Source organism: Microbacterium zouquanmingi (assembly GCF_052266695.1).
GTDB lineage: Bacteria > Actinomycetota > Actinomycetes > Actinomycetales > Microbacteriaceae > Microbacterium.
This window is the reverse complement of record NZ_JBQPQZ010000007.1, coordinates 1-16,563: the sequence shown is the minus strand read 5'-3', so window position 1 is coordinate 16,563 and position 16,563 is coordinate 1. Positions and strand designations below refer to the sequence as shown.

Here is a 16,563-nt window from a genome sequence, read left to right as displayed (position 1 = left end):
TTTCAGTGCGTGGTACTGCGTGTGATTACAGAGGGACGTCTTGATCGAGGTCGGCGCGGAGCACGTCGAACCGGCGGGTGATATGGAATCCGGAGCGGAGATACAGGTGACCGGCGGGTGATTCCTCACCGGTCCAGAGGAACCAGGCGCTCTGCGCGCCCTCGGCGCGCATGCGGGTGAGGGTGTCGTGCAAGAGCACCTTTCCGAGACCTGTTCCGCGGCATGATTCGTCGACGCCGTAGGGGCCGAAGCGCTCGCGCAGACCCCGGTAGGCGCCGTAGGTGGCGAATCCGACCATCTGGCCGTCGGGATGCCGTGCCACCAGTACCCGGTCGATGCGGCCGTGCTGCAGCACGGAGTCGCGCACGGCCTCGCCCCAGTCGGGTGCGAGGCGCTGGGCTGCGAAGGTCAGGGTCTCCGGCAGGTCGTCGCGGGTCGCCGGTCCGAAGCGGTAGCCCTCGGCGAGACGGGTGGCACGCAGTTCGCGAACGTCATCGGGCATGGCGTAGTCGGCGAGATCGATGCTCATCGCGGCGGCCGTGTACTGGCGACCGAATCCGTTGCGCTCGAACAGTCGCGCAGCATCCGGGTAGGCCTCGGCATCCAATCCGGGCACGAAGTACGCGAGCGGGTACGCGGCGTAGTTGACCCACTTCGCGCCCTTGGCAGAGAGGAATGCCTTGGCGCGGTTCAACAGTTCGGTGCCGATGCCGTGGCGGCGGGCATCCGGGTGCACGCAACCGATCGTGATCCAGCCGCCGTCCGGATCCGGGCCGATCCCACGTCCGGCACGCACGGCGTAAACGAAGCCGAGTACTTCATCGTCATCGCCAGTCGCGACGATCAGGCCGTCCGGATCGAAGTTGGGGTCAAGAAGGATCGTGTGGGTGAACCAGTCGGCGCTGATCGCGTCGCGCGGCATCGCGAGGGCGGTGAGGTCGGCGATGCGGTCGGCGTCGCCGAGACGATGGCTGCGGTATGTGACGTGCAAGAGGAGTCCTTCCGTACTTCGTTCAGCGGATCTGGCAGTGCCGGCGGCTCAGCTGAGCCGAGCCATGCCCCAGGTGCGACCGGTCGACAGCCCGACCGCGTAAGGCACGCCTGCGAGGCATCCGCGGCTGATCATCTGGGCGGAGTAGAAGTCGATGTAGCGGAAGCCGTAGGTCTCGCCGCGCGCGAAGGCCTGACCGCTGATCGCTGCGGTCCACCTCTCGTGGGCCTCTTCAGAGATCTCGACGAACGTGTCAGCGTCGTACCCCATCGAGTCTTCCCAGTTATCGGTGAACAGTAGGCGACCGATTCCGTGACGTGCGGTCTCGTCCTTCCAGCCCGGGAGCCCGGCGAGGAACCGCGCACGCTCAGCGAGCACAGAAGCGTTCTCGTGATCGGTGTGCATGCTGTTCTTCCAGTGCGCGAGCAGCATCGAGGGCTTGATCTCGCGGATCAGGTCGGCGAGGCGCTCGGCGGTGGCATCATCCGCGGTGAGGAAGCCGTCGGAGATGTCGTCGAACACGATGACCTCGGCGCCGATGCCCTCGGCGAACGCGCGTGCCTCGGCGATCTTCTGCTCGCGGTACTCTGCCATCGGCATGCGGGGGTGACCGCGCTCGCCCGGCGTGAGGGCGACGAGGACCGAGCGTCCGCCGTCGATGACGTTCTGAGCGAGGATGGGGCCGGCGGCGAGATCCATATCGCCGATGTGGCCGCCAACGGCCATGATCGTCTGGGGGGTCAAGAATTCGTCCTTCGGATTGCGGGTCGGTCAGTAGAGAATTGCGGACGCCGGGACGTCGGGCATCGCGGGGCTCTGGGCGAGGATCGACTGCTGGTCCGCCCCGGAGTCGATACCTTCGCGCAGCGCCGAGGAACCCCACAGCAGGTCGATGAACTGCGGACGTCCCGGCTCTGCCTGACGCCACAGCGACTCGCTCGGGTACAGCTCGGCGATGGTCTGCAGCACCGAGATGCCGGTCGTGATCGGGTCGAAAGCACCAGCGTCCTTCAGGTGCAGCTGGGATCCGTGCACGACGTCTCCGTGCCATTTGCTGAAGGTGGGCCGGAAGACGGCCTCGCGGAACGTCACTCCCGGCAACTGCCGTTCGTTCAGCGCGCTGGTGAGGCGCCCATCGGTCCACTTGGCGCCGAACAGTTCGAACGGGCGGGTGGTACCGCGGCCCTCGGAGAGTGTCGTTCCCTCGAGCAGTCCGATCGCCGGGAACACCGTGGCAGTGGTGAGGGTCGGCATGTTCGGCGAGGGCATGACCCACGAAGCATCCGCAGGCTGCCGTTCACGGCTCCAGCCGTCCAGCTCGACGACCTCGAATTCGGCGGCGCGGCCGGTGGCCTCCGGAACGTGCACGGCGTTGAACCAGCGGCAGAGCTCGCCGAGGGTGAGCCCGTGCTGGACGGGGATCGAGACACGCCCGACGAAGCTCGAGAAGGCGGCATCCAGGCCGGGGCCGGTGCGCACGCGCCCGCCGAGCGGATTGGGACGGTCGAGCACGACGATCCGGATGCCGAGGCGCGCAGCCGAGCAGAGCAGGTCGAACAGCGTCCAGGTGTACGTGTAGAACCGCGCACCGATGTCTTGGAAATCGACGAGGATCTGCTGCACGCCCGAGTCGCGCAGCAGCGCGTCGAGGCGCTCGCCGTCGCAGAGGTAGGTGTCGATGACGGGGATGCCGGTCGTCTCGTCGACGCCGTCGCCGTCGCTCTCGCCCGCCTGCACTGCGCCCCAGTACCCGTGCTCAGGAGTGAAGATCGCGCTGAGGGCGACACCGGCTTCGGTGAGGGCATCCACACCTCGACGGAGATCGGAGGTGACGCCGGTGTAGTTGGTGCAGATTCCGGTCGGCACGGGCGCGATCAGCTCCGGACGCGCGACCAACCGCGCCAACCCGGTATCGACGTGCTTCGACTTGACCATCTCGACCACGAGACTCCCCCCACTCACCAGCGACTGAATGTAAGCAGGTTACGCAGATGATCGAGTTTGTGTCAATCCTTTACAAACCCCGCGCGATTCGCGTCCTGGGTCGACTAGCATTCAGACATGTCGAACTCTGATCCGATCGAGGACGTCTCCATCGGGGGCGAGGTCATCCGGCTCGGACAGTTCTTGAAGTTCGCGGGTCTCCTCGACTCCGGCGGCGATGCCAAAGAGATGATCATCGACGGCTACGTGCAGGTCAACGATGAGGTCGACCGGCGACGCGGCCGCCAGCTGCGCGACGGCGACACCGTGACGGTCGAGGGGCGAACCGTTCGCGTCCGTCCGTGAATCTGGGTCTCAGCGAGTGACCGAGTACGCCCTTGACGACGACCAGCGCACGCTGATCGAGGCGCTTTCACGTGTGACGGCGCGCTCATCGAGCGCGCGCGGCCTCTACATCCACGGCCCAGCGGGCCGAGGCAAGTCGTGGGTCACGAATACGTTCTTCGAGGCGCTTCCGACGAAATGCAAGACCCGCGTGCACTTTCATGGATTCTTGGATTCGCTGCACCGCAGCATCCATGACCGCCGCCTTCGGCGAGAAGGAGACGTGCAGGATGCCGTCGCGCACGCGCTCGACGACATCACCGGCCGCAGCAGGGTGCTGTTCTTCGACGAGTTCCACGTGCACGATTCCGGTGATGCACGGCTGCTGACGAGACTGCTCGAACATGTGTTCCGGCAAGATCTCACCGTGATCATGACGTCGAACTATGCACCGGACGATCTGCTGCCGGACCCCATCTGGCATCACCTGTTCGAGCCTGGAATCGCGCTGATCAAGGCGAATACAGAGACCTTCGAGCTCGACGGACCAATCGACTACCGCACGCTCGCGCACGATCACTCCCGCGGCTTCGCCAGTGGATCCTGGACGACGTCGGCCGTGCGTCCCCAGGCGCACGAGGCCACCTCCATCCAGGTGCGCGACCGCGAATTTCCGGTGCTCGCCGCGCGTGCGGACGAGCTGTGGATCTCGTTTGCGCAGCTCTGTGAGACCCCGACGTCGACGATCGAATACCTGGATTGGGGGCGGTCGTTCGCCAGCTGGGCCATCGCAGACGTCCCGGCGTTCGCCGATGCTGACGCCCAGGCTCAGCAGCGATTCATCAACGTCGTCGACGTGCTGGTCGATGCGGACGTTCCGACGACATTCGTCTCGCCACTCGATCTCGACGCGTTCCTATCCGGCACCACCGCGCGTCCGGATGCCTACCGCATGGCGAGCAGGCTGCAGCTGCTCAGGCGCTGACCGGCTCCACGCCGCGCGGCCGCTCCCACCGGCACCTCCCGAGTCGGTACGGTTGCCGTGTGGATGCCACCGATCAGCTGCCCGATCGCCCCGCCCCAGAGAACCCGCAGGGCAAACTCGTTCTGCTCCGTCACGGCGAGACCGAGTGGTCGCGCAGTGGGCGCCATACCGGGCTCACCGACGTTCCGCTCACCGCACACGGTGAAGACCTCGCCCGCGCCGCCGGAGAACTGGTGTGCGAGTACGACTTCCGCCTCGTTCTGAGCTCACCCCTGCAGCGCGCCCGCCGCACAGCCGAGCTCGCGACACTCGACGCAGAGATCGATCCGCTGCTCGTCGAATGGGACTACGGCGGGTACGAGGGGCGCACCACGAAAGACATCCGTGCGGAGCTCGGTTACAACTGGTCAGCGTTCATGCACGGCGTCATCCGCGGTGAGACTCCTGGCGAGACCGTCGAAGAGGTCGCGGCCCGTGCTTCGCGCGTGCTCACCCGCGTACTCCCCGCGATGGCCGAAGGCGACGTCGCCCTCGTAGCGCATGGTCACTATCTGCGGATCCTCGCCGCGGTCTTCTTGCGGCAGGCTCCCCGGTTCGGAGCATCCATCACTTTCGGTGCGGGATCCGTTTCAGTACTCGGCTACGACCGCGAGCAGCCTGCGATCCTCGCATGGAACCACGGACCGGAGCTGCCACTGGAGCCGCCGGAGTCGTGACTGTGCTCTACGGCGCCAAGCGCCCGATCATTTCGTGAAGTCCCTTGTGCTCTCCATACGGCGGGTACTTGATATCGGGATCGACGAAGGGCGCGTGGTACAGGACGCCGCGTGCGTTCGTGAACGCCTCGAACCCGAATCTTCCGTGGTATTTGCCCATCCCCGAGTTGCCTACGCCGCCGAACGGAAGCTCGGGGATCAATGGCTGGAGTGCACAGTCGTTCACGACGGCATCCCCCGACTCGGTTGAGTCGAGGATGCGCTCGATCACCTGCTCATCTCTGCTGAAGACGTACAGCCCCAACGGTTCGGGATGCCTGTTCACCCAGTCGATCACCTCGTCGACAGAGGCGACTTCGATCACAGGAAGGATCGGGCCGAAGATCTCCTCCTTCATCACCGGATCGTCCTCGCTCACGCCGACGAGCACCGTGGGCGCTACGTATCGGTCTGCACGGTCGGTCTGCCCGCCTACGACGATCGTGCCGTTCGTCAAATATCCGGCGAGCCGATCGAAGGTCCGCTCGTTGATCACGCGACCGAAGTCCGGGCTGGCCTGCGGATCCTCTCCGTAGAACTCGCGAATCGCGTCCTTGAGGTGATCGAGGAACTCGTCCTTCGCCTCCGGCCAGATGAGCACATGATCGGGCGCCGTGCAGATGTGACCGGCATTGATGTATCGCATGTAGGCGATCCTGCGTGCCGCTGTACGAAGATCAGCCGAGGAATGCACGACCGTCGGGTTCTTGCCACCGAGCTCGAGCACGACCGGGGTGAGTTGCTTGGCAGCCGCCTGGTGGATGATCTTGCCCACGCCAGGACTCCCCGTGAAGAAGATCAGGTCCCAGTTCTGCTCGAGCAAGGCTGTCGTCTCGGGAACAGCACCTTCGACCACCGCGAATGCCTGGGGATCCAGGTACCGGGGAATCATGTCCGCGACGACCTTCGAGCATGCCACTGCGACTTCGGAAGGTTTGATGACCGCGGTGTTCCCTCCGGCGATCGCGGCTACCAGCGGTGCCAGAGTGAGCATGAACGGCTCGTTCCACGCACCGATGATCAGGGTGACCCCGAGCGGGTCACGGCGCACCTCCGTGTGACCGGGCTCCATGATCACGGGGGTGGGCACCCGTTCTGGTTTCATCCAGTCATCGATGTGACGCAGCGCATGCAGGGCCTCTTTCGCGCTGTACGCCACGTCCATGAGGTCGGCGTCGTAGCGATTCCGACGCAGGTCATGCCAGAGCGCGTCGTACATGGCTTCACTGTTCTCGGTGACCATCGTCGCGAGTGCATGCAATTGCGCTTTGCGCCACTGCACCGACCGAGTCGCCCCCGTCAAGTAGTAGGAGCGCTGCGCTGCAACGAGACCGGTGTAATCAAGATCGCCCATGCCCATGACAGTACCGGTCCGGTTCGGTCACCACCGGTTGCGGACGTCCTCGGCCCATCCTTCGAGGCCGTCGACGCTCACCCACTCACCTTCGTCTGTCAGCACTCGACCGGTGAATGTGCCGAAGCACTGGTGGGCTTCGTTGAAGATGATGATGAAGTTTGTGCGGGCATGGCGGTCGAAGAACGGCGTGAATGTGATGTCCATGCGCTCGTTCGAGAGCCGCCACGGCTTCATGAAGTCGCTGCGGTCGTACTCCCAGGTCAGTGCCATGGGGATTTTGTGCACCCGGCCATCGATCGTCACACCGGTGTGCGAGATGCCGTTCAGCAGCGTCCCGTCAGGGCCCGAGCCGCCGAAGTTGATGCCGATCCGTCGCCCGTCCACCTCACCCACGGCAGCGCCCCAGTTCCAGTCGGTGACGTAGGGCGTGCGCGAGCGCGCATGATCGAGCACCGCGAACCCGGTCGCGTCGTACATGACTCCGTCGACCGAGATCGTGCCGGTGGTCGGCCTGTCGACGTCCTTGACGGTGTACTCCGCCAGCATCCGACTGGGTGGAGAGGCGATCCCCATCGCCTCGTGGCCCGGCAGGGTCCGGGCGAGCACATCGACCTGCACGCGCGGCGTGCGGGCGAGGAGTCTCGTCCCGGCATCCGAATCGATCAGACGCACCTCGATCGTGCGCCCGCGCGAGGTGTTCACCCCCGTACCGTGGGTGGCTGTCATCGACAGCCCGCGGCTCAGCGGTGAGATCTCGAAGGCGTCGATCTCGGTGAGCGTCTCGCGGTCGAGCACCCATACCTGCCGCACGTTCGCGTAATCGAGTCCGCCGATCGTGAGCGCGAAGATGTGGGTCGGGGTGACGACGCCCCAGTACTCCCAGCGCTTGTTGCGTCCCCAGCCGTACCAGCCGCGTCCGATGCGACTGGTGTCGTGCAGCTGGCTTCTCGTCCACCCGACGGATGCTTCGTCCAGCCGGCCACGCTCATCTGTGAGCCGTACCGGTGAGGTGATCTCACGGTCGTGCACGTCGGGGCGGCTCATCGCACGCTGCGGATCGGGATGACCGAGAGTGCGCCAGCGAGCGCGAAGACGATGCCGGCGATGAAGACGGCGGTGTAGCTGCCGGTGATCGCGATCAGCGCCCAGACGATCACCGGCGTCATGGCCTGAGGGAGGGTCGTTGCGATGTTCAGGATGCCGAGGTCCTTCGCCGCGGCCTCGGCCTTCGGGAGCACCTCGTTCATCAGGGCGGAGTCGACGCTCATGTAGATGCCGTAGCCGAGGCCGAAAGTAATGGCGAGGGCGAACATCCCGGCGACAGTCGGCGAGAACAGCGGGATCGCAAGGGATGCTGCCATGATCGCGGAGGCCACGATGATGAAGACCTTTCGCCGCTGCATCCGGTCGCTGATCTTCCCGGTGAGGAACGCCGTCGCCAGAGCGCCGACCAGCATCACTGCGGTCATCGGGATGCTGAGCGCGGTGGATTCGGCATCGGAGACGCCGATGTAGTCGCGCAGGATGTAGAGCAGATACGACTGCACGCTCTGGTAGGCCAGGATCAGCAGAAAGCGGCCGGCGAAGGCCCACCAGAAGTCCGGATACTGTCGCGGGTTGACCCAGAAGCTCGCGAAGAACTCCTTCCAGCTGAATGGCGGTCGCTCGAGATTCTTCGACGAGAAGTCGCGGTTGAAGATCGTGAACAGCAGGGTGACGACGAGGATCATGCCGCCGAAGGTCGCATATCCGACCCCAATGCTGTTGATGAAGAACCCGGCGCCAGCGACGCCGAGTCCCATGCCGACGAACGTGCCCATCGCCAGGATTCCGGATGCTGCGCCGAAGCGCTCCCGCGGGATGCGATCGGGCACGATGGCGGCCTGTGCGGTGGCGACCGAGTTGAGTGCGAGCATGACGAGCACCCAGTAGATGCCGAGCGTCCAGAGTTCGCCCGCGCCGGACAGCAGAACCATGCACAGTGCGGCCGTCGCGGCGCTGATGACCATCCACGGTGCGCGGCGGCCCATCCGGCTGCGCGTGCGATCGGAGAAGGCGCCGATCAGCGGGTGGATGATGATCGCACCGATGGATGCCGCGGTCATGACCAGTGCGAGGTTGGCGACCTTGTTCACCGGGTCGATCTGCTGCACCTGGTCGGGGATGAAGATGACCATGAACCCCGCATAGCAGGTGAGCAGGGCGGCGTTCATGACGAACAGCCAGGTGAGGAGTCGACGATCAGTCGTCTTCGGGAGCGCGGGGGCCAGGGTGCTCATCAAAATCCTTCTCGCGGCAGCGTCGCCGACGTGTGATGCTGCCGCGTTCGGGTTACGGAAGCGATCTCACTGTAACTTGCCACGTGGAAAATGCCTAGCGACGACCCTCGTCGTGGCGAGTCAGCCGAGCCCCATCGCGATCAGCAGCGAGACGATCGCGAGCACGGTGACCACTGGCGTCATCGTGTAACGCTCTGACTTGCTGCGTGAGATCGCGTTCATCACGATGCCGAGCGCGAAGTACGCGAAGACGACCCACATCGCCACCTGCGTGAACGCGGCAGGCAACAGTGAGCTCGCGCCGACGCGCTCCCAGGCGATGAACGCGATGAACGCGTAGATGATGATCGAGATCACGCTGCCGATGCGCAGGTTCCGTGGCAGCACCCGGTGTTGTCCTCCCCACGCGAACCGTCCCCACGGAGCACCCGCGGCGAGCGCAATCTGGAACACGGCGAGCGCGGCGAGAATCACCGTCAGGATGAGCGCGAGGATCACGGCTATACCGTATCGGTTCGAGAAAGGTCCTCTCCCTGCAGGGAGGGCCTGAGAAGAAGCAGTCCAACCAGTGCAGCCCAAACGGTCAATGTCGAAAGCGATTCGCTCGGAGATACTTATACCGAGTTCATATGCGGCGCCTCCGCCAATAGCGTCGATGAGCAGAGCGAAGCCCAAAATGGAGACCGCGAGGAAAAGTGCGTGGGCTCAACCAACCAGACGCCATCGACTGGTCCTGCGCACGGCGATTCAATCGCTCTGCTTCCTGCTCGCGGGTGCCACAGAAGATCAGCGCGATGCGGGAACCATCTGGCTCGCATTCGTATCGAAGGCAAGCACCAGCGCGGAGATCGCAGCGGCGCATCGAAAAGCATGGTCAGCCATGGAAGAGGCACTTGATGGGCTGCTCCGTGCAATCGCACCGCACGCAGATCGCGACGACGCCGCCGGACTACTCGCCACCCTCGATGACCTTGCGATCGCACGCGTAACCGAACCAACACGAATGCGATCGCTAAGTGACTTCGAGCGCCGACCTGTCGCAGACGACTCAGAATGATGCGTGAAGCCATGACGGATTCTGCAGTACTCAACGTCAGTTTCGGCACACTCTGTGAGACGTGGCGCTGTCGGTTGATGACTAGCTAGTTGTAGGTTCCTGGTCGAAGTGGCGAAGATTACTGGGGATTCCACGGTAGTTGGCGGTGGTTTCGGGGGCAAGATTCCACACCAGATAGCGGATTCCTACATCTGGGTCTTGCGAGCGAACGTCCACGCCTCCTGGGATACTCATCGGGTGCCCTCAGCCAACTCCCGGAGCCAGAAGCTGCAACGTCTCATTCCAGATTGGACCTCGCCTTACGCCCCTGAGAGCACCAGCGATGAAGTCACGCTCGCGAAGTCGCCGCAATCCGCGATGCCTTCCCTCGTGATCCGACGCAACGGACGCAAGTTGGGCACGTTCCTCATTGATCATGGTGTCGTACTCGTCAACCGTGAAGAGGATAGATCCGTCGCTATTCAGGTTCTCGATGATTCCGGATTCATGCCGCAAAGACCACTTCACGAAGCCATAGTCGATGAACCTCTGCTCCGGATGAAAGTGTCCGGCATTGGGGCCTGGGGCAACGTTCTCTTGTTCGAAGCCGAATTCGCCAGTCCTCGGCCAACCGCGCGGCTCGCGCTGTATTTTCTGGATGAGACGGCGCTCTATGCCGTGTCCAGTGCCCTGTTTCCCGGCATCACCCGACACTTAGAGCTGATGGGCCTAGACGTTACGACAACGGGCACGGAAGAAATGCCACGACTCAAAGACAAGCTCGAATGGGATGAGCGTGCTTGGGGATGGGATCACACGCTCGACGGCCCCTATATCTTCTCGCCCGGCGAAAGTCCCGCACGCTCGAAGAGACGCACGATCACGGCGGCGGCGGCGGCTGGCGTCCCCGCAGAAATAGCGGCAGCCGTCGACGAGGTATTAGGAATCCCAGTCAAGGATCCGTTTAATCGCCGCAACACAACCCATTGGGAAGGCCAGCACGGCGTACTGAGTTCGTACGAGCTCGATAAGCTCCGGAGTTGGGCAACGGACGTGGCGCTGCCCGATGGATGGGAAGAGCACTGGCAAGCATCTATCAGCTTGTCGGCGCCTCACGCGCCCTCGCTGACGGCCCTTCGCCTACATGATGCGTATCCAGATTGGTGGGCGTCCCTACCCGTTGGCGGCATCCCTGAGGCGGCTCACGGCGTGTGGCTTCTTGGCCACCGTGACACATACCCAACTTGGATGCGCACCTCAGAGACCGGTCTCGAAGACGACCAGTTGAGCGCCGCTGTCGCGATCCTCGTGCGCGAGGTCAAAGACTTAGATTGGTTGGTTCCAGCTTCCCGAAAGAAACACGACTGTTGGCTTTGTGGCCGCGCTTTCGAACCTGGCATGCTTCCGGCGGGCCGCGTCGCGCAACTTGGAACCGCGAAGGTCTGTCACTTATGTTTGCGGATCGGCATGGGTGCACCACCTGTTACGAGTTCGCCGCTCAGGGAGTCCGGAGCAGCCGCCGCGGTCGCGGAGGTGGTTCGGCTAGCAGGACGCGTCATCTCAGCTTCGATGGTCGCAGACCTGGCAGCCGAAGGAAAGACAAGCCCCGAGAATCTGATACTGCTTCGCCATGCCCTTCCCGACACGACCGAACGCGGTTGGGGTAAGTGGTTGGCGCAAGCACGAGTTCTCGGCGAGGGATGGCGGCCGTCCCGTGGCTACATCAGCGTCGCCGCCGATGGGCACCCCTGTCGCTCCCTCTTCGAGCGCATCATCGACGACTACTTCTCAGCCCATGGCATTCAGCACGAACCGGAACCCCACTACCCGTATGACGACGAACTCAATCCGTTCGGCTCACGCGCTGACTGGCGGCTAGCGGATGGTCGTTTTGTCGAGGCAGCCGGTTTAATGAGCACTGCAGCGTACGCGGCGAAGATGGCGAAGAAGGTCGAGCTGGCTCATCGCTTTGGCATTCCACTCCTCGTGCTAACGGAAGCGGACTTGCCACACCTCCGAGAACTTCTTCCGCCCCCGAAGCAATCTTCGATTCCCTAACCGACGCAAGACCTCGGCTGGTTCGTTGGCGCCGCCATTCCTAAACTTGGCGAACGCAGCGCTCAGCGCTCACGCCTGTTTGTCGTTCAAGAACTCATACAACGCTAAACACCGGCATCAGCAAGCATCGTCACCAGCTTGATACAGAGCAGGATCCGATCCTCGGAATCGACGTTGCGGACGCCGTCAAACGTCTGCCGTACCAGCACGCGTCCGTCACCGATTGTGCTGAACTGTTTGAGCACTGATTCCGCGACGATCGACACGTCCTCACGCGCCGGCGACACGTCTACATGGAACCCGTCTTCCAGACAGCGGATCTCGATTCCCGATGCTTTGAGTGTCAAGCCCGGGTCGGACTGTCGGAACCAGCGAGGTTCGTCCGCGATCGGTCCGAGCGTGCCGTGAACCCAGGCAGCTCGCAGGAGCGCGTCGCTGAAATGGGAGACGTAGGAGCCGCCGTAGAGAATGCGGAGGCCCTGATAGGTGAAGCCACCGGTCGCGGCGTTGTAGGACTCGTTGTGGAAGTAGCCGTCGCCGACTGAACTGCGTGCTCCCTCGTACCGAGAGAGGTAGTAGCGCCAATCGAAGTACGACCGTTCCTCCCGCTCGGAGAGCCATTCCGCTCGGATCGTTTCGAGTGCCGCTCTCGATGTTGCCGACTCGGCGCCGTGCCTGGTCGAGTAGTCGTCGAGAAGGGAGGTGAGTGGATCGCGAATGAACGCAAGGTCGGCACGCTTGCCCGTAGTGAGCAAGTCCATCCAGGAGTCGTCCTTTTGCGAGTTGCCTAGCTGCCGAATCGTTCCGCCCCACTTCACATCACGGGAATAGTCGCCCATGGTCAAGAGCGCCGCGCCAAGCAGATCGCGGATCGGCCCCCCGCTTAGCTCGCTGAATGCGCGTGCCCGTGACGAGATCGATCCCGGGTCCAGGTCGAACGCTTGGATGCGACCTCTAACGAGCGAGTTGTCTTCAAGTTCATGGATCGCCGAGGCAGTTTCAGGGTGAGAATCCATCAGCTCCCACTTGAGCGCCTCATCCGCGACCCAGTAGTCGCGGAAGCCTGCGAGCCCTTCGATGGTGCCGTGGAGCATCAGCTTTTCGGTCGAAGCGACGTACTCCGACATGTACCGATCGCGGTCGAGAAAGGCCGCCGTAATGTTACGTAGCGACCGAAGGCGCCGATTCACGTCGCTCGCAGTGAGCAGATCACCTGCTTGTCTAGCGAGAATCACCGCGAAGAGGAGTAGCGTTTCCTGTGCGGAGAAGTCGTTTCCGTACCTGGTGATGCAAGCTCCGAACAGATCGTTCGAGGCTGAGAAGAGTGGCAACGACCCCTCTTGGTCGGCGCCCACCGCGAACAGTTCACGGAACACCGACGCTGGGTCCACGCCGACCCAGGTGTCGAAGGCGTGGAAGAAGAATTCGCGGTTCCGTTCGCTGTGTTCATTCGCGGGGTCTGCGAGTGCGAGCCGTGCGCGCTCCTCCAGCGGCAAGAGCCGGCCGGAGTCCTTATCCCGCCATTTTCTGTTCACGGAACCGTCGCGCCACTCGCAGATTTCAATGATGAACGCGAGGTACCGCATGAACTCGTCATCGACGGTCTTGTCGCCGCCGTACCGCTTCTCGTACTCCCACAGAATGTCCGCCCACGCCCCGTCGATGCTCTCCACGAGATGTCCGTGCCGTGCCCGATCGGCATCCTTGATGATCGCCTCGAAGTCGGCTTTAAAAACCTCAAACGATGTCAGCGGCTTCCCGCGGGAGTTCATCTTGATATAAAGATCCTCCCCATAATCCATATCGGTAATGGGAAGGAACAGGAACCAGATCGCTCCCGGCGACGAATCGGTGGTCCGGGTCTCGAGGCGCTGCCAGACAGCACCGAAGTCGCACTGCGAAGCGTCGAACCGCTCGTGGATGGCGTCGAGGATGACGAGCATCGAGGCGATCGTCGGATCCTGTCGCCAGGGATACACATACCACGGCTGGTCGGTGATCCAGGCGGACGGAGTCTGCGCTCCGCCTGGATACGGGTGTCTGGAGAGTGCCGCAGTGAAGCTTCGCGCCGTCGGCCGTGTGGCGTACGAGAACTTAAGCCACGCCGCCTGCGGATCGAGAGTTCGCGCAAGCGAAGCGACATACCAGTGAAGCAGAAACAGAGTCGTCAGGCGCTGTTGCCCGTCCAGGGGGCGGAGAACGCCCGACCGGACATCACCGTAGATGAAGTCCAGACCCATATCTTCATCGAAGGTAACTGCTCGGATGAGAGCGTCGAGGAAGCGCTCACGAATGATAGTCGTCTCGTCGTCCTCCCGGCCCTGCGCGAAGTCGCGCTGGATGATGGGAATCTCGACCTTCAGGATTGCAGGGCGATCGCTGACCGGGACGTCGAAGAGGCCAAGGAATGTTGTCGGATAGCCCTTCATACTTCACCTCCTGTTATTGGAGCCACGTCAGGTTCCAGGAAGTCTCCGACGATGTCGACGAGCCTGTCGTAGTAGGCGTCCTGGTCCTGCGGGCCCCAGAGCGACAGCTGCTGATCCGCGTCGGCGGTGTAGTACTTCAGGAACACATTGCGAGTGCAGGGCAGGATGTACGCACCTTGACCGTCGAGCTCGAGGATACGTTCACGCTTCAGCGCGAAGACGGCATTGTTGAGTTTGCTGTTGAAGTCGCGCTGGAGCAGTGCGAGGTTCTTCAGCCCATGGATCTCATCGCCACCCGAGTCGGCGCCCTCGACGCTGAAGAGCGCGAAAACCCGATCGAGGATCTCTCGAAATCCGGTGTCGTCAGTTCGAGTTGGTGGCATCGAAAGGTGGCCCTCCATCTTCGCCACAACAACATCGACAGGACTACGCGCAGCAGCATTCCAGTCCGTGCGGTTGATCTTCGCCAGATGGGCCTCGATCCAATCCCTGCGCTCCTTCTCGGTCTTAAGGTCGTCCGAGTTCTGAGCATGAATGTGCTCCAATGACCACCCCTGAGCGGCATAGGCAAAGAACGAGAATCTGCTGCCGGGGTCAGAGCTCCCGAGAACGGTCTGGACGTTCATGAGCAGCAAGACTCGTGTGCACTTTTCAGCGTCCTTCGGGTGGTCATAACGGAGCAACGAGACACCGCCGGCTGTCAGGCCGAGGTGGTTTCGCGTCCGCACCTGGAGATACTCGCGAAACGCACTGTGCATTTGTGCCTGTGATGCCTCGATGAGCTCCGAAATAGAGACGCCCGTCGCAACCAGATAGCCGACGCGATGGTACAGCTCACGGTCGTTGAACCAGCCGGTGAGCAGACCATGGCGCGCCACAACATCGTCCCAGAACACCGGGACACCGGCCTTAGCGACTCGATCGAGCACCTTGCCGAACGTCCAATATCGCGGTCGCGTCTTCAGGCCCGCGTTCGGAGTCATACTCTCGAACAGGAAATCGATGTGCGTCGACCGCTTTGTTGTTGAGCCAGTCAGGAACGCCCAAAAATGTTCGTTCCGCAGGTCGCGCTCAAAGCTGTCCCATTGAGCCGCGATCTCCTGCTGTCTGCTGGACTGGCCCCCTTCGGCTCCACTGTTCGACAGCACCAACGCCTTGATGAGCTCAGAGTCCGTAAGCGGGATGCGATCTCGATTCAAGCGGATGAAAAGATCGTTCGGATCCGTGCCGGCGGGCGCTTCATACCAGACGACGTACACCCACTTGGAGAGCGCGGAATGGACATCGATAGCTGCCTGCCCTGCGCTGCTTTGCTCGCCGAACCACTCGACGATGGCGTCGTACGCCGTCGCAATATGGTGGAAATCGATGTTTTCGTCGCGACGAGACGGGTCAAGGTCGTCAAGATACGCCCGACTGCCGTCTCGCGTTTCGTAGGTGAGAGAGTACGCGACCTCGGCGTCTGAGAACTTCGTCGCCACGTATTTAGTGATGAGGAACAGGGTCGTGAGCCGTTGCTGGCCATCGACGAGTTCCCAGTCGTCGCCGCGTCGAAGCACCACGACCGGCTGCAGAAAGTAGTCGCTCGGGAGTTCCCGACGCTTTTCCGCGGCTGACGCATTCGCCTTTATGTCGTCGAGGAGTCGCCGCACCTCATCTCGTCCCCATCGATATCCCCGCTGATAGGCCGCGACGAAGAACTCGCCTTCGACAAAAGGTTTGCCCGGCTCACCCTTCATGACAAGCCTGGGCTCCAGCGTCGCTTCCATCCATCTTCTCCTTTGCCAGCGAGCTACGAGGTGTCCCCCAGCGGTTTGTCACAATGATCGGGTACCGCCGGGGTCGCTCTGCAACCTCTGCGGCGGGAGCATCATTCTTGTGCGGAGGCGGTCAACTCCATCATCCTCTTCGAGTAGGTCTCGCCGTCAATCTCACCGGCGTCATATTGGCGCATCAGGTCGTCGATCTCGGCCTTCAGTTCTGCTCTGTCCATCTTGTCTCCCGATCCGTTGATTCAACTATGCTCGCTGTCGTGCTGCTCGTCTTAGTCGCCACTGGACCACCTGGATCGGTGACTTTGCGGCAACCAGCTTGGGCTCAGTGCTCTTCGTCCATCTCGTCCTCGGCCTCGCACCAATGATCTCCATCGTGCCCCTGCTGCAGTCGGCAGTGCACCCCTCCGAACTTGCGCCGGCCGTACGGGAAGTACAGGGCATCGCATCAGTCGTCTGAACCTGCCACGGGCATCCCTTCTCGCAGGCGTCCGGTGGACGCCGTCATCTGCACACCGAATGAGATGTCCGGCAGTAAGTGCGCACCTCAGAGCTGCTAACACTAATCCAACCGGCACGAACGACGCCTGGGACTGCTGACGGTTTAGTTGACTCCAACGCTGTGAGGATTTC

General features: G+C 62.7%; 15 protein-coding genes. 5 read left to right on the top strand and 10 right to left on the bottom strand.

Annotation, left to right across the window (positions count from 1 at the left end; translation table 11 throughout):
• Positions 1 to 25: 25 nt before the first annotated feature.
• From ACTU6U_RS14280 to ACTU6U_RS14270, 3 genes are read right to left on the bottom strand one after another with little or no spacing between them, the layout of a single operon-like run.
• The gene (locus tag ACTU6U_RS14280) at positions 26 to 991 is read right to left on the bottom strand and encodes a GNAT family N-acetyltransferase (RefSeq protein WP_443469785.1); all 966 of its coding nucleotides are present in this window, start codon (positions 989 to 991) and stop codon (positions 26 to 28) included.
• A gap of 48 nt (positions 992 to 1,039) precedes the next feature.
• On the bottom strand, positions 1,040 to 1,735 hold the full coding sequence (locus tag ACTU6U_RS14275) for a PIG-L deacetylase family protein (RefSeq protein ID WP_443469784.1): 696 nt from the start codon (positions 1,733 to 1,735) through the stop codon (positions 1,040 to 1,042).
• 27 nt (positions 1,736 to 1,762) lie between these two features.
• Positions 1,763 to 2,953: an exo-beta-N-acetylmuramidase NamZ family protein gene (locus tag ACTU6U_RS14270; protein WP_443469783.1), complete on the bottom strand. Its 1,191-nt coding sequence runs from the start codon at positions 2,951 to 2,953 to the stop codon at positions 1,763 to 1,765.
• Positions 2,954 to 3,052: 99 nt separating this feature from the next.
• On the opposite strand from ACTU6U_RS14270, the gene ACTU6U_RS14265 reads away from it, so the two are divergent.
• Genes ACTU6U_RS14265 through ACTU6U_RS14255 form a run of 3 tightly spaced genes read left to right on the top strand, consistent with a single transcriptional unit; the run spans position 3,053 to position 4,960 of the window.
• Positions 3,053 to 3,280: an RNA-binding S4 domain-containing protein gene (locus ACTU6U_RS14265; RefSeq protein WP_443469782.1), complete on the top strand. Its 228-nt coding sequence runs from the start codon at positions 3,053 to 3,055 to the stop codon at positions 3,278 to 3,280.
• Between the two features lie 16 nt (positions 3,281 to 3,296).
• Positions 3,297 to 4,244, top strand: a complete 948-nt coding sequence (gene zapE, locus ACTU6U_RS14260) for a cell division protein ZapE (protein ID WP_443469781.1) — start codon at positions 3,297 to 3,299, stop codon at positions 4,242 to 4,244.
• Between the two features lie 59 nt (positions 4,245 to 4,303).
• The gene (locus ACTU6U_RS14255) at positions 4,304 to 4,960 is read left to right on the top strand and encodes a histidine phosphatase family protein (protein ID WP_443469780.1); all 657 of its coding nucleotides are present in this window, start codon (positions 4,304 to 4,306) and stop codon (positions 4,958 to 4,960) included.
• Positions 4,961 to 4,967: 7 nt separating this feature from the next.
• On the opposite strand, the gene ACTU6U_RS14250 is transcribed toward ACTU6U_RS14255, so the two are convergent.
• From ACTU6U_RS14250 to ACTU6U_RS14235, 4 genes are all read right to left on the bottom strand, one after another.
• The gene (locus ACTU6U_RS14250) at positions 4,968 to 6,353 is read right to left on the bottom strand and encodes an aldehyde dehydrogenase family protein (RefSeq protein ID WP_443469779.1); all 1,386 of its coding nucleotides are present in this window, start codon (positions 6,351 to 6,353) and stop codon (positions 4,968 to 4,970) included.
• Positions 6,354 to 6,380: 27 nt separating this feature from the next.
• Entirely contained in the window at positions 6,381 to 7,400 is a 1,020-nt protein-coding gene (locus ACTU6U_RS14245) for a DUF2804 domain-containing protein (RefSeq protein WP_443469778.1), read from the bottom strand.
• Complete coding sequence (locus ACTU6U_RS14240) at positions 7,397 to 8,635, bottom strand: MFS transporter (protein ID WP_443469777.1); 1,239 nt, start codon at positions 8,633 to 8,635, stop codon at positions 7,397 to 7,399. Before ACTU6U_RS14240 ends, ACTU6U_RS14245 begins: the two co-directional genes overlap by 4 nt.
• A gap of 120 nt (positions 8,636 to 8,755) precedes the next feature.
• Complete coding sequence (locus ACTU6U_RS14235) at positions 8,756 to 9,133, bottom strand: hypothetical protein (protein ID WP_443469776.1); 378 nt, start codon at positions 9,131 to 9,133, stop codon at positions 8,756 to 8,758.
• 88 nt (positions 9,134 to 9,221) lie between these two features.
• On the opposite strand from ACTU6U_RS14235, the gene ACTU6U_RS14230 reads away from it, so the two are divergent.
• Entirely contained in the window at positions 9,222 to 9,692 is a 471-nt protein-coding gene (locus ACTU6U_RS14230) for a TetR family transcriptional regulator C-terminal domain-containing protein (RefSeq protein ID WP_443469775.1), read from the top strand.
• 237 nt (positions 9,693 to 9,929) lie between these two features.
• Positions 9,930 to 11,729, top strand: a complete 1,800-nt coding sequence (locus tag ACTU6U_RS14225; RefSeq protein WP_443469774.1) for a hypothetical protein — start codon at positions 9,930 to 9,932, stop codon at positions 11,727 to 11,729.
• Positions 11,730 to 11,833: 104 nt separating this feature from the next.
• On the opposite strand, the gene ACTU6U_RS14220 is transcribed toward ACTU6U_RS14225, so the two are convergent.
• From ACTU6U_RS14220 to ACTU6U_RS14210, 3 genes are all read right to left on the bottom strand, one after another.
• Entirely contained in the window at positions 11,834 to 14,158 is a 2,325-nt protein-coding gene (locus ACTU6U_RS14220) for a DUF262 domain-containing protein (RefSeq protein ID WP_443469773.1), read from the bottom strand.
• The gene (locus ACTU6U_RS14215) at positions 14,155 to 15,927 is read right to left on the bottom strand and encodes a DUF262 domain-containing protein (RefSeq protein WP_443469772.1); all 1,773 of its coding nucleotides are present in this window, start codon (positions 15,925 to 15,927) and stop codon (positions 14,155 to 14,157) included. The genes ACTU6U_RS14220 and ACTU6U_RS14215 overlap by 4 nt, the downstream gene beginning before the upstream one ends.
• Positions 15,928 to 16,028: 101 nt before the next feature.
• On the bottom strand, positions 16,029 to 16,151 hold the full coding sequence (locus tag ACTU6U_RS14210; protein WP_443469771.1) for a hypothetical protein: 123 nt from the start codon (positions 16,149 to 16,151) through the stop codon (positions 16,029 to 16,031).
• Positions 16,152 to 16,563 lie beyond the last annotated feature (412 nt).